Here is a 22,459-nt window from a genome sequence, read left to right on the forward strand (position 1 = left end):
GGTCCCCCATGAACGCCTATCCAGACCCCAGACTGGGCTGGATAGACGGCTATCTGGCGCAGCTACGCACGCAGCGCCAGCTGTCCCCCCATACCGTCAGCGCCTACGGGCGCGACCTGCAGCAACTGGCCAGCCTTACCCAGGGGCAAGACTGGCCGGCCATCCAGAGCAACCAGATCCGCCGCCTTGCGGCCAGCTTGCACGCACAGGGCTTAGATCCCCGCTCCATTGCCCGCAAGCTATCGAGCTGGCGCGGCTTTTTCGACTGGCTGGGCGAACAGCAACTGGTCAGTAGCAATCCTGTGCAGAGCGTACGCGCGCCGAAACGGGCCAAAAGCCTGCCGCGCGCACTGGCGATCGACGATGCCGTGGCTCTCGTCAGCGGCAGTGCAGTGCATGCCGGTAGCAGCCCCGAACCTGCCCAGCTGTGCAATCGCGCCATGTTCGAACTACTGTATTCCAGCGGCTTGCGGGTATCCGAACTGACGGCGCTCGATCTACAGGCCGGCCCCGCTGCCAAAGGCTGGCTATTGCCCGACAGCGCAGAAGTCATCGTCACCGGCAAAGGCAACAAGCAGCGCGTGGTGCCCGTCGGGCAAGCTGCGCTGGAGGCAGTGCGAGCCTGGCTGGCCGTACGCCCCGCCCCTAGCGATGGCAGCAATGCCCTGTTTCTCAGCACACGGGGCAGCCGGATCAGCCCGCGCGTGCTACAGCAGCGTCTGCAAGCGCAGGGACTAGCGCAAGGCCTGCCCGTGCATGTGCATCCGCACATGCTACGCCACTCGTTTGCTTCCCATTTGCTGCAATCTTCCGGCGATCTGCGCGCCGTGCAGGAAATGCTGGGCCATACCAGCATCAGTTCGACGCAAGTCTATACCGCGCTGGACTTCCAGCATCTGGCCGCCGTGTACGATCAGACCCACCCGCGCGCCAAAGTAAAATAAACGCCCCCTGCGCTGGCTCAATCGTGCGGTTTGCGCGCTGGCGCGGAATTCCGGCATAATCAGGCGCTTGCATTTCCGCACTTCACCCCCATCTAGGTTGCCCCTAGATCAGACTGGTAAGCACCATGGCATTGATACCCACCACCATCCTCACCGGCTTTCTCGGCGCCGGCAAAACCACCCTGCTCAACCGCATCCTGCAGGAACAGCATGGCATGCGCATTGCCGTGATCGAAAACGAGTTTGGTCAGGAAAATATCGACAATGAAATCCTGGTGCAGGATAGCGGCGAACAGATCATCGAAATGAATAACGGCTGCATCTGCTGCACCGTGCGCGGCGATCTGATCGTGGCCCTCAGCAAGCTGGCACAGCAGCGCGAAGCGGGCACACTGAATTTCGACCGCGTAGTGATCGAAACCACAGGGCTGGCCAATCCCGGTCCGGTGGCGCAGACCTTCTTCGTCGACGAAGAAGTGGGCACTTACTACATGCTCGATGCCGTGGTCACGGTGGTGGATGCCCGTCACGCCATGGACCAGCTGGATCAGCATGAAGAAGCCCAGCGTCAGGTCGGGTTTGCCGACAAGCTGCTGCTGTCCAAGACTGATCTGGTCACGCCGGAACAGCTGGCCGCGCTGACGGAACGCCTGAAACGCATCAACCCCCGTGCGCCTATCAGCACCAGCGATTTCGGCCGTGCCCCACTGACCGAAGTGCTGGATCTGAAAGGTTTCATGCTCAACGATAAGCTGGAACTGGACCCGGACTTCCTGCGTACCGAGCAGACCCATGAAGAAGGCCATGTGCACGACGAGCACTGCGGCCATCATCATCACGAACATGAGCATTGCGATCACCATGAACACCATGGCCATGGCCATGGCCATAACCACCACCATGCCCACCACAGCGACGATATCGCCGCCTTCGTGTTCAAGAGCAACCGCCCGTTCGATCCCGCCAAACTCGACGATTTCCTCGGCGGGCTGGTAAATGCCTACGGTCCCCGCATGCTGCGCTACAAGGGCGTGCTGTGGATGCGCGAAGCCGACCGCAAGGTGGTGTTCCAGGGCGTGCATCAAATCATGGGCAGCGACCTCGGTGCCAAATGGGGAGAAAACGACGTTCGTGGCAGCAAAATGGTATTTATCGGCAAAAATCTGCCGAAAGACATCTTTATTAGCGGTTTAGAACAATGTCTGGTATAAACTATCGGGGTTTTGTGGGGATGGCTAAAAAGCCACAAAATTCGGGCTGATTAAATGTAAACTCTGTCGTATCGAAGGTAAGCGAAGTTATGACCAAAACTAATAAATCGACCCCCGCCGCCGAAGCCGAACGCATCCTGACTGAAGAAGAAATTCTGAAGATGGATGAGAAGGATTATATGAATCCGGCACAAATGGCCTTTTTCAAAGCCAAGCTGCAAGCGCTGGAAAAAGAGCTGCTGAAGAACGCTGGCGAAACCACCGAACACCTGCGCGAAACCGTGCTGGTGCCGGATCCGGCCGACCGCGCAACCATCGAAGAAGAGCATGCGCTGGAACTGCGTACCCGCGACCGCGAACGCAAACTGCTGAAAAAAGTCCAGCAATCCATCGTAGCCATTGATGGTGGCGACTATGGCTGGTGCGAAGAAACCGGCGAACCAATCGGCATTCCGCGCCTGATCGCCCGTCCGACGGCTACGCTGTCGCTGGAAGCCCAGCAGCGCCGCGAGCTGAAACAGAAGTTGTACGGCGACTAACATCGCACTAAACTAAAAAAGCACGCAAACGCGTGCTTTTTTTTACTCTGCTTCACGAGGATGACCGTGGGTCTGTTTTCCCGCCTAGGCAAGAGCGGCACTGCTGCAGCGACGCCAGCATCGGCCGAGCAGCAGTTGCAGCAACAACAACGCCAGCGCGAACTGGCGCGCGAGGCTGCGCGCAAAATCGACGAAATCGAAGCGGCCATGGCGGCCGATATCTTCCCGTCTGCCAGCGCCAGCACTGCTGCCACGCCCGCCGTCGCTCCAGCGCCAGCGGCTGTGGCGAGCACTGCGCCTGCCGACGATGAACTGCCGCATGCGGCGGCAACCCCGGAAAGCGCTGCGCTGGCCGATGAAATCACCATCCTGTATGCCCATGGCCAGTTCGACGTCGCGGCCGAACTGCTGGCCAGCCGGCTGGCAGAATGCGAGCAACCCGAGCTATGGTGGCTGCTGTTCGACCTGTACCAGCTACTCGAACGGCGCGACGCCTTCGATACCCTGTCGCTGGCCTATGCCCAGCGCTTCGAAACCTCGCCGCCAGACTGGCACGCCCGCGCGCCCGCCAGCACGCCGGCAGCCCGCCTAACGCTAGCCACGCAGCAATTCGACAGCCACACCGCGCAGGCCGATCTGCTAAGCACACTACAGGCCAGCCCGCCCGAACTACGCCTGACGGGTGCCGAAGCGCTAGTCGATGCCCTGCGCGCCACGCTGGTGACGGGCGAGCGCGACAGCACTGCCATTCCATGGCTATTGCTGCTGGAATTGCTGCAGCGGCTGAACCGGGAAGCGGAGTTCGAACAGATTGCGCTCGATTACTGCGCCACGTTCGAAGTGTCGCCCCCCTCTTTCCGCGCGCAACCTGATGCCATCGGCACTGGCCAGCCGGCCAGCCGCGCTGCCGCACTGGCCAACGTCGACGCCTTCGAGTTGCCAGCGGCCATGCATGCGCCGCTGGCTTCACTGCAAACCCGCATCATCGCGTATGCGGCACAGCACCCGCGCCTGATATTCGACGGCAGCCGCCTGCGCCAGCTCGACTACATCTGCGCCCAGCAATTACTGGCCTGCCTGAGCAGCCTGCCCGTCAGCTATATCGAGTTCCGCAACGTCAATCATCTGGTGGCGTCTCTATTGAGGCTGCAAGGCTATGCCACGCTGGCCCAGATCGTGCCACGCCCATACTGAAGCTTGCAATTCACGCCCGCTGCCCCATATGGGAGCTTACGGCAGTATGCAATTACTCTGAGGTCACTATGGAACAATTTCACGGCACCACCATCCTGTGCGTGCGACGCGGCGATCAGGTCGCACTGGGCGGCGATGGTCAGGTAACACTGGGCAACATCGTCATGAAGGGCACGGCCCGCAAAGTCCGCAAAGTCTACGGCGGCAAAGTACTGGTCGGCTTCGCCGGCGGCACGGCCGACGCCTTTACTTTGCTCGACCGCTTCGAGGGCAAACTGGAAAAGCATCAGGGTAATCTGCTACGCGCCTCGGTGGAACTGGCCAAGGACTGGCGTACCGACCGCGTGCTGCGCCGTCTCGAAGCCATGCTGCTGGTGGCCGATGCCAGCTCGACGCTGGTGATTACCGGCAATGGCGACGTGCTGGAACCGGAAGGTGGCGTGGGCGCCATCGGCTCGGGCGGTACGTATGCCCAGTCGGCCGCCAAGGCGCTGGTGGAAAACACTGAACTGGCACCAGCCGAAATCGTCAAGAAATCGCTCACCATCGCGGGCGAACTGTGCATCTACACCAATCTGAACCACATTATCGAAACACTGGATCCAGCATGAACATGACTCCACAAGAAATCGTCGGCGAACTCGACAAGCATGTGGTCGGTCAGGCCAAGGCCAAGAAGGCAGTCGCCATCGCCCTGCGTAACCGCTGGCGCCGCCAGCAGGTGGCCGAGCCCCTGCGCCACGAAATCACGCCGAAAAACATCCTGATGATCGGCCCTACCGGCGTGGGTAAAACGGAAATCGCCCGCCGTCTGGCCAAGTTGGCCGACGCTCCCTTTATCAAGGTGGAAGCCACCAAGTTCACTGAAGTGGGCTATGTGGGGCGCGACGTGGACACCATCATCCGCGACCTGATCGATATCGGCATCAAGCAGACCCGCTCGGCGGAAATGGCCAAGGTGCGCGCGCGCGCCGAAGATGCGGCGGAAGACCGCATCCTCGACATTCTGCTGCCACCGGCACGCGACTTCGGCTTCAATGCCGGTAGCGAAGCGCCGAAAGAAGGCGACAGCACGCGCCAGACTTTCCGCAAGCGTCTGCGTCAGGGCGAACTCGATGACAAGGAAATCGAGATCGAACTGGCCGATGCGGGGCCGCAGATGGAAATCATGGCGCCACCGGGCATGGAAGAAATGACGGAGCAGATCAAGAGCATGTTCTCCGGCATGGGCAACGCGCGCAAGAAGGCGCGCAAGGTCAAGATCCGCGACGCCATGAAAGTGCTGGTGGACGAAGAAGCGGCCAAGCTGGTCAACGAAGAGGAAATGAAACAGAAGGCGATCCAGAACGTCGAGCAGAACGGCATCGTGTTCCTCGACGAAATCGACAAGATCGCTTCGCGCTCGGAAGTGGGCGGCGCCGATGTGTCGCGCGCTGGCGTGCAGCGCGACCTGCTGCCGCTGGTGGAAGGCACCACCGTCAACACCAAGTACGGCATGATCCGCACCGACCATATCCTGTTCATCGCCTCCGGCGCCTTCCATCTGGCCAAGCCGTCCGACCTGATTCCGGAACTGCAGGGTCGCTTCCCCATCCGGGTGGAGCTGGAATCGCTGTCGATCGCCGACTTCGAGCGCATCCTGACCAGCACCGACGCCTGCCTGACGCGCCAGTATGCAGCGCTGCTGGCCACCGAAGAGGTGCAAGTGGAATTCGCACCGGAAGGGATTACCCGTCTGGCTGAAATTGCCCACTCGGTCAACGAGCGCACGGAAAACATCGGCGCACGCCGGCTCTACACGGTGATGGAAAAGCTGCTGGAAGAACTGTCGTTCAGCGCCAGTGAAACTAGCGGCAGCACCATCACCATCGATGCGGCGTATGTGAATGCGCGGCTCGATGCGCTGGCCGTCAACGAAGACCTGTCGCGCTACGTGCTGTAAGCGCGCTCACTGGCAGAGGGCAAAGGGGGCAAAGATGGCCAACAAGGCACTGGCAACACGGCAGAAAATGCGCATCCGGGTAGAGCCGTCGCAGCAGCCACCGCGCAATCCCGTGGCGGTGGCGGCCAAAGCCCGCGCCGGCGGTGCCGGCCCTCACGCCAAACCTCACGCTAACGAACGTCAGGCCGCCAAGCGTCTGCTGGCGCGCCTGACCCAGAAGCTCGATCCCGATCCGGACGCGTGATACGATACCTTTTGTTCTTTGCACAAGGGTCGTCATGAGTTCACCGGAAATCATCCTGCAAGTGCTGCGCAGCCATCTGCGCGCAGCCGATGTCACCTACAAGATGCTGGCCGAGCGTATCGACATGAGCGAATCGAGCGTCAAGCGCATGTTCGGTCAGGCCGATATGCCGCTGTCGCGGCTGGCGCAGATCTGCAAGGCGGCCGGTGTGGCGATGGAAGATGTGCTGCGCGCCGCGGCCGACGCCACGCCGCAGGCCGATACCCTCACGCTGACGCAGGAAAACTCGCTACTGGCCCAGCCCAAGCTGCTGCTCATGGCGATCTGCTGTCTGGGCCACTGGACCCTGGAACAGGTACTGGAAACCTATAGCCTGACCGAGCCTGAATGCATATTGCTGCTGGCGGAACTGGATCGCCTCGGCCTGATCGAACTGAAACCCCTGAACCGCTACCGCCTGCGCGTCTCCAACGCCTTCCGCTGGCTGCCGGACGGCCCCGTGCAGCAGTTCTTCCGCGCCCACGTGGTTGATGATTATTTTGCCGGCAGCTTTAACGGTGCGGGCGAAACCCTGCTATGTCTGCCCGCCCGCCTGTCGCAGCCCAGCGCGCAGGAACTGGTGGGACGGATCCAGCAACTGGCCGGCGAACTGGCGCGGCTGCACCAGAGCGACCGCCGGCTGGCAGCGCAGGAGCGCGACGGCTTCACCCTGCTGATCGGCTTCCGCTCGTGGGAATTCTCCGCCTTCACGGCACTGCGCCGCAACCCTGCTGCGCCTAGCGCTACCAGATAGGGCCGAGGAACAGATAGCCGCTGCTGTTGCCGCCCTTGGTGGTACCGGCGCCGAAATACAGCGGACCGAAACGGGTATCCACTGCCACGAATGCGCTCGCCGCCTGATGCAGCGCGCCCCAGCGCAGCGGGCTGTCGGGGCTGTAAGCGCCGCCCGCTTCCAGCGAGAAGCCCAGCCGCACATCACCGCCCAGCGCAGCCGGCATGGCGCCCACACTGCGCGCCATCACCATCCGTCCCAGTATGGTGCGGCTACCCACCACCGATCCCGGCGTCGATCCCGACAGACGCAGGAAACCGCCCAGGGTATTGGCATTGACGTTACCTAGACTGCGCGACCATTCGGCATATAGGTGACCGGCCCAGCGATCCAGATGAAAGGCCTGCAGGCCCTGCACCGACTGGCGTGCCATCACCGGCCCTTCATCCTTGGAGTGCATCAGGCGCGTCCAGTCCAGCGTGAACAGGGTGCCGCGGGTAGGGAAAGCCACCGTGTCGAGCGTATCGATATTGAACGACAGTTCCTGCACGGAGCGCACTTCGCTCTGTTCCGTATGATCTTCCGGCACCGTCAGGTGCAGCACCTGTTTGACCCGTCCCACCGAGTACCGCAAATCGCCCCAGCGTCCCAGTTGTCGCCCCAGCGCCAGATTGGCCCGCCCAGTCTTGACGCCGTAACGGGCCTGACGGAAGCCGCTGTTATCGAACAAATCGCCGCCCGTGGAGCTGTAACTGAGCTCAGGCGCGAAATACCACGGCGCACCGATGCCCAGCGGCTGCCAGAACTGGGTGCCCAGCGCACGCTCGGTGCCCACCCGCGCGACGGTGCGCAATTCACCGCCCCAGTCGTTCAGGGAGGTCAGCACGTGCATGCCTTTCAGCTCGAAGGCATTGTTGTCGGCGAAATCGCTGGTCAGTTCCAGCCCCACGCGCAAGCGGCTATGCGTCCAGTCAGCCTCGGTGGGTTTAATCAGCACCGAACGGCCATCGCGGTCATCGCGGATTTCCGTTTCCACTCGCGCCAGATCACCGCGTCCGAACAAATGGTTGGCAGCCTGCTGCGCCTGTTCGCTAGTGACTTCCGTGCCCACTTTCAGGCCCGACTGCACCAGCAATTCCTGCGGATTAATGCGGCCACTGGGCGCTACTTCCACCTTGGTCAGCATGACCGGATGATCGATACCCACGGGCGCTGACAGGCGCTTGAGTTCATAGGCGGCATACTGGGCTTCCGGCAGTGCCAGTTGCAGCAGGCGCGCACTCATGGCGCGCACCGCCGCTTCGCCGGACTTCATGGCGCGCTCATGGCGGGCAAAGTCGAGGAAGCCGATGCCGCCCAGATCGGGCTGCAGCAGTACATCGCCGGCGCGCAGTTCCTTGAGCGAGCGCTGCACGTTCTGCTCCGTCAGGATCTGCAGCATCTGCTGCGCCACGCTGACGGCGCTGATCAGTTCCTTTTCCTGCGCCAGCGGGGTACCCACGTTCACCGCGATGATGATCTCGGCCCCCATCTCGCGCGCCACATCCACCGGCAGGTTGCGCACCAGACCACCATCGACCAGCAGGCGCTGATTTACCCGCACGGGGGCAAATACGCCCGGCACAGCCAGTGATGCACGCATGGCCAGAAACAGCGGCGTGTCGCTCAGTTCCACCAGTTCGCCCGTTACCAGATCGGACGCCACGGAACGGAACGGCAGTTGCAGCAGGTTTACCGGCTTGTCGCGCGCACCATGGGGCAGCACGCGGGTCAGCGCCAGTTCCAGCGCTTCATTGCCGGCCGCAGCAGGCGGCAGCGACACCCCGTCCATGCGTGCGCCGAATTCGATGCGCGAAGGTAGCAGCAGATCTTCTTCACGGCGGCGATACACCAGTTCATCACGGGGCGGCCGGTCGGCCACTACGGCATTCCAGTCGGTGCGCCGTACCAGCCGCTCCATCTGGTCCACCGAACTACCGGCCGCATAGGCACCACCCACCACGCTGCCCATACTGGTGCCGACCACGATATCCACCGGCACGCGCAATTCCTGCAAAGCGCGCAGCACGCCGATGTGGGCAAAGCCGCGCGCCCCGCCGCCGGACAGCACCAGCGCTACTTTCGGCCGTGGCTTGAGTGCTGCATCGGGCGCCGGTGCGGGCGCCACCGAACTAGCGGCAGGGCCGCTGTCCTGCGCCTGCGCAGAGTTGAACAGACTGGAAAGCAAAAGGCCGCAGCAGACAGCGGCGGCCAGAGTACGGGAGATCAGCATAGAGGTCCTATTGCAGTCGGTCGAAGCCGGGCACGGGAGCAATCTGGGTGGGGGTACTGGCAGCACGCGCCGCCGATGTCGGTGGGGCGGGCGCCGGAGCGGGCGGCTGCGGCTGCGGCTGCGCTTGCGGCGTTACTGCTGCACCGGCCGGTAACAGCGACGGCGCCGGCGTGCTGCTCACGCCAGCATCGCTGGCCAGTTCGATGCGCTTGAGCGCACCGCCTTCCGACAGCACCACATATTTAGCCTGCACTTCCTTGATGGTGACACCGGGCGCAATCTCGCGGCCCTGCCCGTAGGCCATGGCCGGCTGGCCATCCACCGAAATGATGGCGGCACTATCGCTGCCCTGTGCCGCTACCACGCCTTTCAGCTGGTAGTTGCTGGCTGCCGCCACCGTGATCTGGCCACCAAACAGACCTTTGGCCGCATCGAGATTAAGCGGCATGGCCAGTTGCTGCGGTGGCGCGGCCAGCGCACGCTGGGCCGGTTTGAAAAACTGCAGCGCCCAGTAGGCCAGCGATGCCGACAACAGCACCACGGCACAGACAGTAAGAATCAAAGGCAAACGCTTCATGGTCTAGAATTTTTCCGGTTTAGCGAACCAGCTGGTTAATTTCGATAATCGGCATCAGCACAGCCAGCACGATCAGTAGCACTACCACGCCCATGGCCAGTATCAAGGCCGGTTCCAGCAGGCCGGCTATGGTCAAGGTGCGGCGTTCCAGATCGGCTTCCTGCGCAGCGGCAGCGCGGTTCAGCATGGCCGGCAGCTCGCCCGTGATTTCACCGGCCCGTATCATGTGGATCAGCATGGGCGGGAAGTGCTTCTGCGCCGACAACGCCCGCGCCAGACTAACACCTTCGCGCACGGCATCGCTGGCCTGCTCCACCAGTTCGCGCATGGCGACGTTGGACAAGGTATCGCGGCTGGTTTCCAGCGCGCGCAAAATCGGTACGCCGGAGCCGGTGGTGATTGCCAGCGTGCTGGCAAAGCGCGAAGTATTCAGACTGCGCTCGAACTTGCCGTACAAAGGTGCCGTCAGCAGCCAGGTATGCCAGCGCCGCTTGAGGTCTGGGTTCTGCAGTGCGCGGCGCCAGCCCACCCATGCCCCCACCAGTGCGATGGCCACCACGATGCCGTAATGGCGCACGAAATCGGACACCGCCAGCATGATGATGGTCAGCAGCGGCAGCTTCTGTTTGGTATTGGCGAACACGGAGACAATCTGCGGCACCACATAGGTCAGCAGGAAGATCACGATGGCAAATGCCACCACCGTGACGATGGCCGGATAGGTAAATGCCAGCCGTACTTTCTGGATCAGCGCATTACGCCGCTCGATGTAGTCGGCCAGCCGCGACAGCACGCGTGACAGCTGGCCAATCTGCTCTCCGGAAGCTACCAGCGCACGATAAATTTCAGCGAAGTCGCGCGGGTGGCGCGACAGGGCATCGGACAACGACGCACCGCCTATCACTTCCGAGCGGATCGAGGCGATCAGGTCACGCACATAACTGCGCTCGGCCTGCTCCAGCAGCGCGGTGAAAGCCTGCTCCAGCGGCAGACCCGCTTCCAGCAAGCTGGCGAGTTGGCGCGTGAACAGCGCCAGCTCATTGGCCGACAGGCTTTCGCCGAAACCACGGCTGCGCGCCGCACCACTGCCATCCACTTGCGCAGCGATCACTTCAACCTTCAGCGGCACCAGTCCCTGCGCGCGCAGTTCGGCGCGGGCCGAACGGGCGCTATCGGCATTCAGGACACCCTTCTTGCTGGCGCCACCGGCATCGGCGGCTTCATAACGGAATGCTGGCATGGTCGCTCGTCTAGTCCTTGGTCACACGCAGCAGTTCGGCGCGGGTGGTCACGCCCTGCTCCAGCCAGCGCTCGCCATCCTCGCGCATGGTCTGCATGCCACCTGCCAGCGCACTGGTGCGCACTTCCGCTTCCGACGCGCGGTTGTGAATCTGGGCGCGGATCTGTTCTGTCGTCTGCAGCAGTTCGTAAATACCCACGCGGCCCTGATAGCCCGTGTGGCCGCAATGCTCGCAACCAACCGCATGCCACTCGCCATTGTCATGACGCTTGCAGCTACCGCACAGTTTGCGCACCAGCCGCTGCGCCAGCACGCCCAGCAGCGAAGACGACAGCAGGAACGGTTCTATGCCCATGTCCAGCAGACGGGTGACAGCAGCGGCAGCATCGTTGGTGTGCAGCGTGGCCAGCACCAGGTGGCCGGTCAGCGAGGCCTGCACGGCGATCTGCGCGGTTTCCAGATCACGAATCTCGCCGATCATGATCACGTCCGGGTCCTGCCGCAGGATCGCCCGCAGCGCCTTGGCAAACGTCATGTCGATACGCGGGTTGACCTGCGTCTGGCCAACGCCGTTCAGGTCATACTCGATCGGGTCTTCCACCGTCATGATGTTGGTACTGGTGGCGTTCAGCATCGACAGCGCGGCATACAGCGTGGTGGTTTTACCGGAGCCGGTCGGCCCCGTCACCAGCACGATGCCGTGCGGCTGCTTGATCAGCGCATCGAACTCGCCCAGCATGGCTGCGCCCATGCCCAGATGCTGCAGATCGAGCCGGCCCGCTTCCTTGTCCAGCAAACGCAGCACGGCACGTTCGCCGTGGCCGGTCGGCAGGGTAGATACCCGCACATCCACCGGTTTACCGCCGATGCGCAAGGTGATGCGGCCATCCTGCGGCAGACGCTTCTCGGCGATATCCAGTTGCGCCATGATCTTGATACGCGAAATCAGCGAGCCGTGGATGGCTTTGCGCGGCCGCACAATATCGCGCAGCGCACCGTCGATGCGGAAGCGCACCACGGAAGTCTGCTCGAACGGTTCGATGTGGATGTCCGAGGCGCTGTCGCGCAATGCCTGCGTCAGCAGCGCATTGATCATGCGGATCACGGGCGCATCGTCGGATGATTCCAGCAGATCCTCAATCGCCGGTACGTCCTGCAGCAAACGGGTCAGATCGAGATCGGCATCGAATTCTTCCGCCACCACCGACGCATTGCCGCCCGAACTGGCGTAGGCGGCGGCAATCGCTGCATCCAGATCGGCACGCGCCAGCATAGTCAGCTGGATGCGGCCGAAGCGGCGCGAGACTTCGGCAATGGCTGCCGGCGCTGTAGCGGCGCAAACGCGCACCTCCACCGTGCCTTCGGCCGTATCGCTGGGCTGAGCCAGCAGCAGAAAATCGCGCGCAAACGCGTAAGGTAACAGGTTGCTCATGTTATTGCTGCTTGCCGCTTTCGCCTGCGCCCGGCGCACGGCTAGGGAACGGTGCTGGCGGCACCGGACGCGCTACCGCACCGCTGCCGACTGGCACGCCATTCTGCAGTTGCGGCAGCAGCGGCTGGCCCAGATCCTTGACCAGTATGCTGTCAGCCGGCTTCACGGCTTCCTGCGCTGCACGCATATAGTCGTAGCGGTCGGTGGCCAGCGAAGTGCTCTGCTCCTTGTTACGGATTACCACCGGACGCAGGAACACCATCAGATTGGTTTTCTTGCGCGTGCGGGTCTGGTACTTGAACAGATTGCCCAGCACGGGAATGTCACCCAGACCACGCACCTTGTCAGTGCCATCACCTTCGGTATCTTCGATCAGACCACCAAGCACAATGATCTGTCCATCGTCGGCGATCACGTTATTCTCGATCACGCGCTTGTTCAGGGTGATGCCGGCCGATGCCGTCAAAGTGGACTTATCCACGCTGGAAGTCTCGTGGTAGATCGCCATCTTGATGGTGCCGCCTTCGGAAATCTGCGGCCGTACTTTCAGCGTCAGACCCACTTCGCGCCGGTCGATGGTCTGGAACGGATTGCTGGCCGTGCCGGAAGTGGTGGTGAACTGGCCGCTCAGAATCGGCACGTTCTGCCCCACCTGTATCGAAGCCAGTTCGTTATCCAGCGTGATCATGTTAGGCGTCGACAGAATGTTGGCATTGCCATCCGATTCCAGCGAGTGCGCCAGTGCGCCCAGACCCAGCCCGCCCGCCACCTGCTTGAACACGCCGATCGATAGACCGTTGCCGGGCATGGTACTGCTGCTGGAAGTACTGGTAGTGGTCGTCTTGCCGAGCAGGGAGTTGGCCAGCGTGGCGATATTATTGTTGGTGCCGCCCGTCGAATACGACTGCAGGCCACCGACGCGATAGGTACTGTTTTCATTGCCGGTAGCACCGACCCACTGCACGCCAAACTCGGAGGCCTTGTCGGACGAGACTTCCACGATCAGCGATTCAATATACACCTGCGCACGGCGCACATCGAGCTGGTCGATCACGGCGCGCAGATTGCGGTACACCGATTCCGGTGCCGTGATGATCAGGGTATTGGTGGTGGAATCAGCCTGTATGTAGCCGGCCGTGCCGCCACCAGCCTGTTGCTGCTGCGAGCTGCTGGTCAGCAGCGGATTGGTGGGGCCGCCCGACGAGCTACCGCTGCTGCCGCTGTTGCTGCTCTGGTTATTCATGCTGCTCTGGTTCTGGCCCGACTGCCCGCTGCTAGGCATACCGGTGGCCGTGGCGGCCGACGTATCGCCCGACATCACAGAACGCAGCGTCTGCGCCAGCTTGGCTGCTTCGGCATTCTTCAGGTAGACCACATGCACATTACCCAGTTCTGCCGTCGGCTGATCCAGCTTGGCGATCAGCGATTTGGCCAGATTGGCGCGTGCCGCCGATGGTGCGCGCAGCACCAGCGAGTTGGTACGCGGGTCGGCCAGCACCGTGGTCTTGCCTGCATCGCCAGCACTGGCGCCGCCTTCCAGCAGCTTGTTGATCATGGTCGCCAGATCGCTGGCGATCGCGTAGCGCACCGGGATCACATCCAGATCGGCGACCGCGGGCACGTCGAGTGCGGCCACAATCTTGGCCAGCCGCTTGACGTTATCAGCGTAATCGGTCACCACCACGCTGTTGTTGCCGGGGTTGGCGTTGATGGTATTGTTCGGCGAAATCAGCGGACGCAGCACCGTCACCACGTTGGCGGCCGATTCGTAATTGAGCTGGAAGATCTGACTGACCACCTGATCGCCCTTGGCCGCGGCCTGTCCGGCACCCACCTGCGTCGGGCCGGCCTGCAACTTGGCATCGGCTTCCGGCACCACCTTGGCATAACCGTCACCACTGACCACGGCAAAGCCCTGCAGGCGCAATGCGGAGGTGAGCAGATTGAAGGCCTGCGCCTTGCTGATGGATTTCTCCGACACCAGCGTCAGCGTGCCTTTCACGCGCGGATCGATCACGAAGGTGATGTTGGTGTAGTGGCCCACCGCCTTGATGACGGACTCGATATCGGCGCCGACAAAGTTCAGAGCCGCTTCTTCCGCCGCCTGCGCGCTGAATGGCAGCAGCATCAGGGCAGTAGGCAGGGTGCCGAGCGCGCAGCACAGCATCGCACCGGCGCTCAGGCGACGCAGCGCAGGAAGGTGGGTTCGTTGCAGGGACGGTGTTTTCATTGTCTGAACTTTTTCTGAACTTAGTGGAACTCTAAAGCGATGATATTGCGCTCACTATTCGGCTTGCGCTGGCCCAGCAGATTAAGCAGGTTGGCCAGTGCTTCTTCACTTCCTCGTGCTGCTTCGGCCTGACCGGAAAACTGCAGCCGGCCATGATCGAGACTGCCTTTGCCGCTTAACAGCAAAGGCCCGCTAGTCGATGCCAGCGTCAGCGCCGCCGACTGGCCCTGCCAGTCCAGCGCCAGCTGGTAACTCCCCAGCGGCCGTACCGACGACAGGCGCGACGCCATTTCTGTCATCTCCAGCGTAGTACGCCCCTGTACCTTCAACTGGCGCTGTTCCAGCGCCAGTTCCAGCGTACTCCACGACAGCCGCATGACGCCGCTAGGCGCAATAGTATTCAGCGGCGCGCCCAGTCCGGACAAACCATTGGCCGGCAACAGCAGCGCCGATGGACTGAGCTGCCAGTGGGTCCAGCCTCCCTTGACGGTTAGCGGCTGCGCCAGCGATTCGCTATTCGCCAGCTGCATCTCCACCATGCCCAGCAAGGCTAGCGGCGAAATCGTCCAGCTAAAACGCCCCGGCAGCAGCGGCGTTACAGCACTGTTATTGCCCGGTGCACCACCGATAAACGCCGAACCGCGCCACAGCGTACCCTGCGCATCTCCCAGCGTCAAACGCCCGCCACTCTGCTGCTCCACCAGCACACCCAGCCAGCTGGCCGGCAGAAACACGGCCAGCGTCAGCAGCACGCTCAGTAACACCGTCAACAACCATAACACGCTACGCTTCATCGTCACGCTTTCCGCCTAGCGACCGGTGCCGCTCTGGCGCAGCGTCAGCGTGGCATTCACCATCCCGGCGCTGTCCTGCGCGCTGATGCTGGCTTCCTGCACCTGTATCTTGCTCTCGACCCGCAACGCATCGAGCCATACCACCAGCGCAGCAAACGGCACGCCGTTCAGCTGCACTCTGGCGTATTCGCCCGTCACCGACAGCGACTGGGCGCTCAGCCCTCGCGCCGTCAGGCTGGTCGCCAGCGTATCGCGCGACATAGGCGACGGTGCAATGCTGTTCTGGCTACGCAGCGCAGCGGCCTGCGCCGCTAAGGCCTGTAACTCGGCCGCCTGCTGACGCAGTTCCGGCAGCGCCTTGCGCAGCTTGTCGCGTCCCTCCAGCGCTGGTCCTAGCAGCACGGAATAGAACAGCGCGGCGCCCAGCACCACACCACCGACGCGCAGGAAAGTACGTTCCTGCTCCGTACGCACACTCCAGAAAGCTGCTGCGCGGGCCCGGTAATCATTCATCATCTGGTTTATCGCGCTCATGGTTTTCCTCCTGCTGCGCCACGCAGTACACGCACTTGCCAGTTACCGGCCGAGCTTTCGGCCAGATCCAGCTGGCGTGCCGCCAGCGCTGCGCGCAACTGCGCCTGTGCGGCGCTGTCCACCATATTCGGTTTCACTTTCAGGAACAGCGCGCGGTCGCGGTATTCCAGCGTGGCGATGATGTCCTTGCGCGGCAACACGGCCAGCGCCTCGCCCAGTGCTGCACTGAGGGCGGTAAATTCGTCGGCGGCTGCTTCGCCACCATCGGCCTTGGCCAGCGCGACATTCTTGCGCATCTGTTCAAGCGGATAGATGGCCGGTTCGTTCGGGTAGGCCGCCTTGAAAGTCTGCTGCATGGACTGGCGCACACTATCGGCCGCGCGCCGCAAACCCAGCCACTCGAGATTCAGACCCGCCACATTCACCAGCAGCGCCGCTACGGCGATACGCAGCGGCCAGCGCCAGCGCTGCCACTGGCGGCCAGCATTGCCGGTAGTACCCAGCGCCGGCGCCAGATCCAGCGCGCCCGCTCCGGCGCCGGCGCGAATAGCCGCAACCCAGTGCACCCACTGGTCTTCCAGCACGGTGATGCCGTGCACTGCCTCGCTGCCGGCCTGCAGGGCGGCAAACTGGGACAGCAGACCAGCCGGCAGATACAGCGTGACGGGATCGCTGCCGGCCAGCGCGCGCAAGGTCTGCAAAGCCGCCAGCGCATCTGCCGACAGCGTGAGACCAAAACCGGCCGACTGCGCCGCACGCACGGCCAGCTCGTAGCCGGCATCGCTGACACCCAGCGCGGCTGTGACCGTGCCCGGCTGATACGGCAGGCACAGTTGTGCCGGCAATAGGGCGATGCTATGCGCGCCTTGTGCCAGCAAAGCCTGCGCCAGCCGTTCCAGCCAGGCGCGCTGCGCCACCGCGACCGTACGCACACCTTGCGCATCGGCCGGGCCGGCAGCCAGCACGCAATCAGCCGGATCGCCCAGCACCTGTTCTTCCACCAGTCCGGGCAAGGCGGCTTTCAGACGGGCCGGGGACAGCGGTGGCGCCGTCACCTGCAACAGCGTGACATCGGCCGCAGCCAGCAGCAGCACTACTCGGCGCGCCGACGCGACCAGATCAGCCAGACTGCCCAGCGCCGCAGCGCCCTGCTGCTGCAGATGGCCGGCATCGCCCACCAGCGCATACGCACAGCTCTGCGCCGCACCATTTTCGATGCTGGCCTTGGCCGGATAGCGGATAAAAAGTGTACTCAATGGATCTCGCTTTCGTTCTTGCCTGTTCTAGTTTTCCCGTATCCACTCGACGCTGGTGGCGCCGTTGCTAGCGCGCTTGAGCAGCGACACCGTGTCGAGCGTCGCGCGATCAAGCTTTACCTTGCTCAGCGCCAGAAAATAATTACTCTTTACTGCAACGGGGATACTCGCCTTCAGCGCACCGTTCTGCGACAACTGCGCGTGTTCCTCGAAATTTGCCGGGCTCTGGAAAGGCGTACGGCGTCGTACATTCACTAACGCCGCCGCATCCGCCAGCGACAGCCGATCCACCGCCGCTGCCAGCAGTTCCGCCGGCGCCGTATTCACATTCAGATCGGTACGCTCGGGCAGCACGATCACCAGCTCGCGCAGACGCTCGATGGCAGCCGGCGTGAAGCCGCTGATGGTCAGCAGATCTTCCACCCGCAACAATCCCAGTGCCTGCGGCGCGCTACTTTGCTGGCCGCTCTGCGCCGAATTTGCCGAATTTGCTGACACTAGCGGCGGCGTCACCGAAGCTTCCGCGGCAGCGGCGGCAGCAGCGCTGGCACTGGTCTGCAGCGTCTGCGCATTCGCTACCGTGGTCGCCACTGCCTGTGCCAGCCCTGCGTCCAGCTGCACATTCAGCAGCAGGCGCTGGAAGGCCGCCACCTGCTGCGGATCGGGCGCGCGCTGCCCCGCCTTCACCAGATTAGTCAGATTGTAGCGCGACTGTGCATCCAGCATACGGCCAGACAGAGTGGCATTGAAATTTTCTGCCTGCGCTCTTTCCCGTTCGATGTAGTCATCCAGCCGGGTTTCTTCCAGTGGCGTGGCCCACACCCCGTTAAGGCGGGTGGTATTGGGCGAATCCAGAAAATCCTGATACAGCACTAACCGGCTCAGATCCAGCGCACCGCGCACGATCCAGCGCGTCTGCAATTGCAAACGCTGATTTTCCATCGAGCGCACCTGCACCTGCTGCTGCCAGAACAGACTGGCCACGATGGTCACGGCCAACGTGGTCAGCAGCAGCGCCGTCACCACCGCCACCCCGCGTTGATGCCGGCGCTTCATAGTGCCCCCAGCAGGAAGGATTTGACCAGTGGCTGTCCGCTGTCCTGCAAGGTCAGCGCCACTTCCATGCCGGTGGGCTGATTGGCCGTCGTAGTGCTGGCCGCCGTGGAAATCCCCGCTGCCGGCACCCAGCCCGTGCCGACCCAGTAACGCACGCTCAGGCCCTGCACACCGCTCTGCAGCGTGACACTGCCCTGCTGATCCTGATCGCTATTGCTGATCGCGGCCTGCCACAGCGCGTCCAGCTGCTGCAGCTCGCGCGTGGCCGGCGATTCGCGCCGCAGCAGTTCGCCATTGCGCAAACGGTAGGACACTACCTGCAGGCGGGTTGGCTGCATATCGCTCAATACCAGCCGCACCAGCGTCAGGCCCTGATTTTCCGCCTGCAGATAGGCGCGGCCCTGCAGCAGCGTAGCCGGGGCCAGACGCGCCGCATCGCTCTGCATCTGGGCAAAGGCCAGCTGCATGCCGCGCGTCTGGCCCATCTGGTCAGTCAGCACACTACGCGAACGGATAATGCCATCTAGGCCGCGCCAGCCCAGCACGGCGACGATGGCCAGTATGGAGATCGCCACCAGCAGCTCGATCAGGGTAAAGCCGCGGTGGCGGTTCGGCAAAGTCGGCATCATTGGTTCAGCACCAGTTGCACCAGCTTGACGATGCGCCGTTCCGGCTGCGCCTGATCGTACACGCTCACTTCCACGCGGCGGAAGCGGGGATTCGGGCTGGCGATAACTTCTTCCTCGCACATCAGCTTCAGATCACCCTGCGGACATTCATAGACCTGCTTGCCCACGGCCGGGAACTGCTTACTGAGGCGCATCTGCACCATGCGGTTCTCGGCCGACCACGTGGCCATCATGGAACTGCGCAAGCCATCGCTATTGGCCGTCAGGCTGCCCACGGCGCGCAGCGATGCGCCTAGCGCCGTGCCGACGATGACCAGCGCCACCAGCACCTCCAGCAGGGTAAAGCCTTGTTGTACGGTCGATTTGCGCATGCTAGTCCACCGTGAAATGACCGACACCATCGGCATGAATAGCCACACTGGTTTCGCCGCTGCGCAGCGTCAGCACAAAAGGCTTATCCACCGGCTCGCGGCCGAATACGATACGCAGGCCGGGATTGATATCGCTGGGTGGCGGGTCCAGCACCAGCGTCAGCGGCGTATGCTTGAAAGCGCGCTCGCGCAGCATGTCGTCCTGCTGCGGCAGTTCCCACTGTTTTTCATTGCGGATCATGAAGCGGTAGCCATCTGCCCCCGCCTCGAAAGCGATCTGGCGGTTGCGCACGATGGCTTCATCACGCGCCACCTGCAGCAGCAGCGCAATGCGCTGGGCATCTTCGCGCATGCCCTGTTCCTTGCCGGGCAAGGCGTTCAGACTCACCAGCCCCAGAGTGATGCCCAGTATGACCATCACCACCAGCAGCTCGATGAGCGTGAAACCGCGTGCCGCAGCGGTGCGCATGATGCGCTATCCCTGCCGCCTAGTTATCCCACGAACCGATGTCGGCATCATCGCCAGTACCACCGGGCGCGCCATCCGCACCGTAGGAGAACACGTCCACTTCGCCATGGATGCCGGGCGACAGGAACTGATACGGGTTACCCCATGGGTCTTTCGGCATCTTTTCCAGATACCCGCCCGCTTTCCAGCCATTGGCCGCAGGGCCATTGGTGGGTTTGGTCAGCAGCGCCTGCAAGCCCTGTTCGGTAGTGGGATAACGCTGGTTATCCAGCTTGTACAGCTTGAGCGACTGCATCACGGTGGCGATATCCACCTTGGCTGCGGCAATCTTGGATTCACCCGTACGGCTCAGCAGCTTGGGCACCACCAGCGCCGCCAGTACGCCCATGATGACTACCACCACCATGATTTCGATCAGCGTAAAACCACGTGCGGCGCGACGCGGGGAGGAGAATTTTTTCATATTCGGTGTACCGACAAAGTAAGTGCAAAATAAGTGCAAAAAGTGCGTGCGAAAGTATAAGGGTGAATCATGACAGGCTGACTAAATGGCGCTAATTTTTGCGTTGCCTGCCTTAGCTGCCACTTAAACGGGCAGCTCTGCCGCCCGTTCTTTACCCCGTTTTACCTTTTAATCGTGTTTGCGGGTGCTGGTTTCGATGCGCTGCAAAGCGCCTTCATTACCAGCGCCTGCCGCTGCGGCCACCGGCGTCGTCACCAGCTTGGGCGTGGCGGCGACGAACGGTGCAATGCCCAGCGCGGCATCGATATCACGTGGCGACACCAGATAGCCACGGGTGATGACAGCCGCCACCTTGCGCAGATCGGCAATATCCTTGGTCGGATCGCCATCCACCAGCACCAGATCGGCCAGTTTGCCCGGCGTGATGCTGCCGCGCTCATGACTGGTGCGGGTGTAGCGTGCACCGTTGCGGGTGGCTACCTGCAGCGCCTGCGCCGGCGTCAGGCCGGCCTTGACCAGCAGCGCCAGCTCGGAGTGCAGCGTGAAGCCCGGCACATCGTCCGTACCCGCCACGATAGGCACACCGGCACGGTACATGATGCCGACGAACTCGATCATCTTGGCGTAGGACTTCTGATAACGCTGCCAGACTTTATCGTTTTCGATCTTCATGCCGCCCACCGCAAAGCCGCGCGCCACATCGGGCGGCATATTGGCCGCAAAACCTTTGTATGGCTCGTTCAGATCACCATCGCGCTGCTGCAGGAAGGCGAAGGCCGACAGGGTAGGATCGATGGAAATCTGCTTCTTCACCAGCCCGGCCACAAAATCCTTGTAAGGCTTGCTGTTAAAGTCCATGTCCGCCACTTTTTCGGCCGGCAGCACGAAACGGTTCAAGTTACGGGTTTCCGTATCCGGCTTGACGAGGAAGTTCAGCAGCACCTGATTAATGTGCTGGATTTCGTCGTATCCGGCATCCAGCGCTTCCTGCGCGCGCAGGCCAGCCGGAATGTGGCCGGAGACGCGCATGCCGCGGCTGTGCGCATACGCCACCGTATCTTTCAGGATGGCTTTAGGGAAGGAGTTATAGATTTTCAGCTGCGGGTAGCCATGCTGGGCATACCAGTCGATGGCTTTCTTGGCTTCCGCCAGATCCTTGATCACATAGCCATTGTTGGCGCTGAACGGGCTCTCGCCTTCGAGGAAGCCGGCCGGCACCACTTGCGGCGCCAGCAGCTTGCCGGCCGCCGTTTCATCCAGCATGGCCTGCAGCTGGGTGTTATCGTTGCCCATGTCACGCACGCTGGTCACGCCGGTAGACATATTCAGTGCACCGGACCAGCGGTCCACGTGGCCATGCATGTCGAACAGGCCGGGCAGCACGATGCGGCCCTCTGCATCGATGGTGTTGACCACGCCCTGCGACGGCGAACCGGCTGGCAGCACGGCCGTAATCCGGCCACGCAGCAGATAGATATCGGACGGCGCACCGACCACGGCTTTTTCGCTGTCAAACACGCGCGCATTGCGCACCACGGTCAGGCCATTGAGTGGCTGCTGCAGCTTGACGGCCAGACTCTCCAGCATCTTGCTCTCGGCCTGCTTCTGGCGTGCCGCCATTTGCGGCGCAGCGCCCTGCCAGCCTTCTTCCAGTATGTTGGCAAAGCCGGGAATGATCACGCCGAACAGGCGCGGCTTGCTATCCGTGGTCGCCCAGTAGAACGCAGGCGACAGGCCCACGCCCGTCTGCGCCACCAGCTGCACGGTCTGTTTCGCGCCGCTCGCGCTGCTTACTTCCAGCGTATCGAGCACGGTCTGGCTCAGCGTACCGGACGGCAGCAGCGCCATCTTGTGATCAGGCGCAGCAGCCAGCACGCCGATATATGCCGACACCACTTCGAACGAACTATTCAGCGGCAAATAACCCGCTGCACCGTTGACAGTCTTCTGGCCCTGCTCGGAAGTGGACTTCCATTCGGCCTGATCGCCCTTGCGCTCGAAACGCTCATTGACCACGGCGCCAAACGTGGAATTACCCTGCACGCTGTAGCTGGTCATGCTGCCATCGGCCGTCATGCGGAACTGTTCGGTCAGATCGGGGCCGCGGCCATTGTTCTTGAATTCGAAGCGCACCTTGGTAGTACCGTCATCCAGACGCTCGGTGATCTGGGCGCCGATCTGCTTGGCGTTTTCGGAGATGATCAGATACTTGGTGGTGCTGGCAGCGTGTGCGCTAAAGGCAGCAGCCAGTGCCAGCGGCATGATGGCGAGTCGTTTGAGCAGCAAGATA

General features: G+C 62.4%; 22 protein-coding genes. 8 read left to right on the forward strand and 14 right to left on the reverse strand.

Annotation, left to right across the window (positions count from 1 at the left end):
• Positions 1-8: 8 nt before the first annotated feature.
• The 8 genes from xerC to ABNT42_RS20690 all read left to right on the forward strand — a co-directional run bounded on the left by xerC (position 9) and on the right by ABNT42_RS20690 (position 6,867).
• Complete coding sequence (xerC, locus tag ABNT42_RS20655) at positions 9-944, forward strand: tyrosine recombinase XerC (protein WP_348700222.1); 936 nt, start codon at positions 9-11, stop codon at positions 942-944.
• Between the two features lie 125 nt (positions 945-1,069).
• The gene (locus tag ABNT42_RS20660) at positions 1,070-2,155 is read left to right on the forward strand and encodes a GTP-binding protein (protein WP_348700224.1); all 1,086 of its coding nucleotides are present in this window, start codon (positions 1,070-1,072) and stop codon (positions 2,153-2,155) included.
• Positions 2,156-2,244: 89 nt separating this feature from the next.
• A complete protein-coding gene (gene dksA, locus ABNT42_RS20665; protein ID WP_155435421.1) occupies positions 2,245-2,694 on the forward strand; it encodes an RNA polymerase-binding protein DksA in 450 nt (149 codons plus the stop codon).
• A 66-nt stretch (positions 2,695-2,760) separates the two neighbouring features.
• Positions 2,761-3,888 (forward strand): hypothetical protein, encoded by a 1,128-nt coding sequence (locus tag ABNT42_RS20670; RefSeq protein WP_348700229.1) that lies wholly within the window; start codon positions 2,761-2,763, stop codon positions 3,886-3,888.
• Positions 3,889-3,956: 68 nt separating this feature from the next.
• Positions 3,957-4,499, forward strand: coding sequence for an ATP-dependent protease subunit HslV (gene hslV, locus ABNT42_RS20675; protein ID WP_348700234.1), 543 nt, complete (start codon positions 3,957-3,959; stop codon positions 4,497-4,499).
• Positions 4,496-5,830 (forward strand): ATP-dependent protease ATPase subunit HslU, encoded by a 1,335-nt coding sequence (gene hslU / locus ABNT42_RS20680; RefSeq protein ID WP_348700236.1) that lies wholly within the window; start codon positions 4,496-4,498, stop codon positions 5,828-5,830. Before hslV ends, hslU begins: the two co-directional genes overlap by 4 nt.
• Positions 5,831-5,864: 34 nt before the next feature.
• Positions 5,865-6,074, forward strand: a complete 210-nt coding sequence (locus ABNT42_RS20685) for a hypothetical protein (protein ID WP_348700238.1) — start codon at positions 5,865-5,867, stop codon at positions 6,072-6,074.
• 34 nt (positions 6,075-6,108) lie between these two features.
• Positions 6,109-6,867 carry a helix-turn-helix domain-containing protein gene (locus ABNT42_RS20690; protein ID WP_348700241.1) on the forward strand — a complete coding sequence of 253 codons (759 nt, stop codon included), beginning with the start codon at positions 6,109-6,111 and terminating at the stop codon, positions 6,865-6,867.
• On the opposite strand, the gene ABNT42_RS20695 is transcribed toward ABNT42_RS20690, so the two are convergent.
• From ABNT42_RS20695 to ABNT42_RS20760, 14 genes are all read right to left on the reverse strand, one after another.
• Positions 6,857-9,118: a patatin-like phospholipase family protein gene (locus ABNT42_RS20695; protein WP_348700243.1), complete on the reverse strand. Its 2,262-nt coding sequence runs from the start codon at positions 9,116-9,118 to the stop codon at positions 6,857-6,859. The two genes, ABNT42_RS20690 and ABNT42_RS20695, sit on opposite strands and share 11 nt — an antisense overlap.
• 7 nt (positions 9,119-9,125) lie before the next feature.
• Entirely contained in the window at positions 9,126-9,695 is a 570-nt protein-coding gene (locus ABNT42_RS20700) for a type II secretion system protein N (RefSeq protein ID WP_348700245.1), read from the reverse strand.
• A 19-nt stretch (positions 9,696-9,714) separates the two neighbouring features.
• Positions 9,715-10,935: a type II secretion system inner membrane protein GspF gene (gene gspF, locus ABNT42_RS20705; protein ID WP_348700247.1), complete on the reverse strand. Its 1,221-nt coding sequence runs from the start codon at positions 10,933-10,935 to the stop codon at positions 9,715-9,717.
• Between the two features lie 10 nt (positions 10,936-10,945).
• Positions 10,946-12,367: a type II secretion system ATPase GspE gene (gene gspE / locus ABNT42_RS20710; RefSeq protein WP_348700248.1), complete on the reverse strand. Its 1,422-nt coding sequence runs from the start codon at positions 12,365-12,367 to the stop codon at positions 10,946-10,948.
• Position 12,368: 1 nt separating this feature from the next.
• Positions 12,369-14,597 (reverse strand): type II secretion system secretin GspD, encoded by a 2,229-nt coding sequence (gspD, locus tag ABNT42_RS20715; protein ID WP_348700250.1) that lies wholly within the window; start codon positions 14,595-14,597, stop codon positions 12,369-12,371.
• Between the two features lie 20 nt (positions 14,598-14,617).
• Positions 14,618-15,391: a type II secretion system protein N gene (gspN, locus tag ABNT42_RS20720; protein ID WP_348700462.1), complete on the reverse strand. Its 774-nt coding sequence runs from the start codon at positions 15,389-15,391 to the stop codon at positions 14,618-14,620.
• Between the two features lie 15 nt (positions 15,392-15,406).
• Complete coding sequence (gspM, locus tag ABNT42_RS20725) at positions 15,407-15,925, reverse strand: type II secretion system protein GspM (protein WP_348700252.1); 519 nt, start codon at positions 15,923-15,925, stop codon at positions 15,407-15,409.
• Entirely contained in the window at positions 15,922-17,181 is a 1,260-nt protein-coding gene (gene gspL, locus ABNT42_RS20730; protein ID WP_348700254.1) for a type II secretion system protein GspL, read from the reverse strand. Before gspL ends, gspM begins: the two co-directional genes overlap by 4 nt.
• 27 nt (positions 17,182-17,208) lie before the next feature.
• Entirely contained in the window at positions 17,209-18,237 is a 1,029-nt protein-coding gene (gene gspK, locus ABNT42_RS20735) for a type II secretion system minor pseudopilin GspK (protein WP_348700256.1), read from the reverse strand.
• Complete coding sequence (locus tag ABNT42_RS20740; protein ID WP_348700257.1) at positions 18,234-18,866, reverse strand: prepilin-type N-terminal cleavage/methylation domain-containing protein; 633 nt, start codon at positions 18,864-18,866, stop codon at positions 18,234-18,236. Before ABNT42_RS20740 ends, gspK begins: the two co-directional genes overlap by 4 nt.
• The gene (gspI, locus tag ABNT42_RS20745; protein WP_348700258.1) at positions 18,863-19,237 is read right to left on the reverse strand and encodes a type II secretion system minor pseudopilin GspI; all 375 of its coding nucleotides are present in this window, start codon (positions 19,235-19,237) and stop codon (positions 18,863-18,865) included. Before gspI ends, ABNT42_RS20740 begins: the two co-directional genes overlap by 4 nt.
• Position 19,238: 1 nt before the next feature.
• Entirely contained in the window at positions 19,239-19,706 is a 468-nt protein-coding gene (locus ABNT42_RS20750; protein WP_348700259.1) for a GspH/FimT family pseudopilin, read from the reverse strand.
• 19 nt (positions 19,707-19,725) lie between these two features.
• Positions 19,726-20,169: a type II secretion system major pseudopilin GspG gene (gene gspG, locus ABNT42_RS20755; RefSeq protein ID WP_348700261.1), complete on the reverse strand. Its 444-nt coding sequence runs from the start codon at positions 20,167-20,169 to the stop codon at positions 19,726-19,728.
• A 168-nt stretch (positions 20,170-20,337) separates the two neighbouring features.
• On the reverse strand, positions 20,338-22,455 hold the full coding sequence (locus tag ABNT42_RS20760; RefSeq protein ID WP_348700263.1) for an amidohydrolase family protein: 2,118 nt from the start codon (positions 22,453-22,455) through the stop codon (positions 20,338-20,340).
• Positions 22,456-22,459: the final 4 nt, after the last annotated feature.

The sequence above is a fragment of the Duganella fentianensis genome, from assembly GCF_964031615.1.
Classification (GTDB): domain Bacteria; phylum Pseudomonadota; class Gammaproteobacteria; order Burkholderiales; family Burkholderiaceae_D; genus Rugamonas; species Rugamonas fentianensis_A.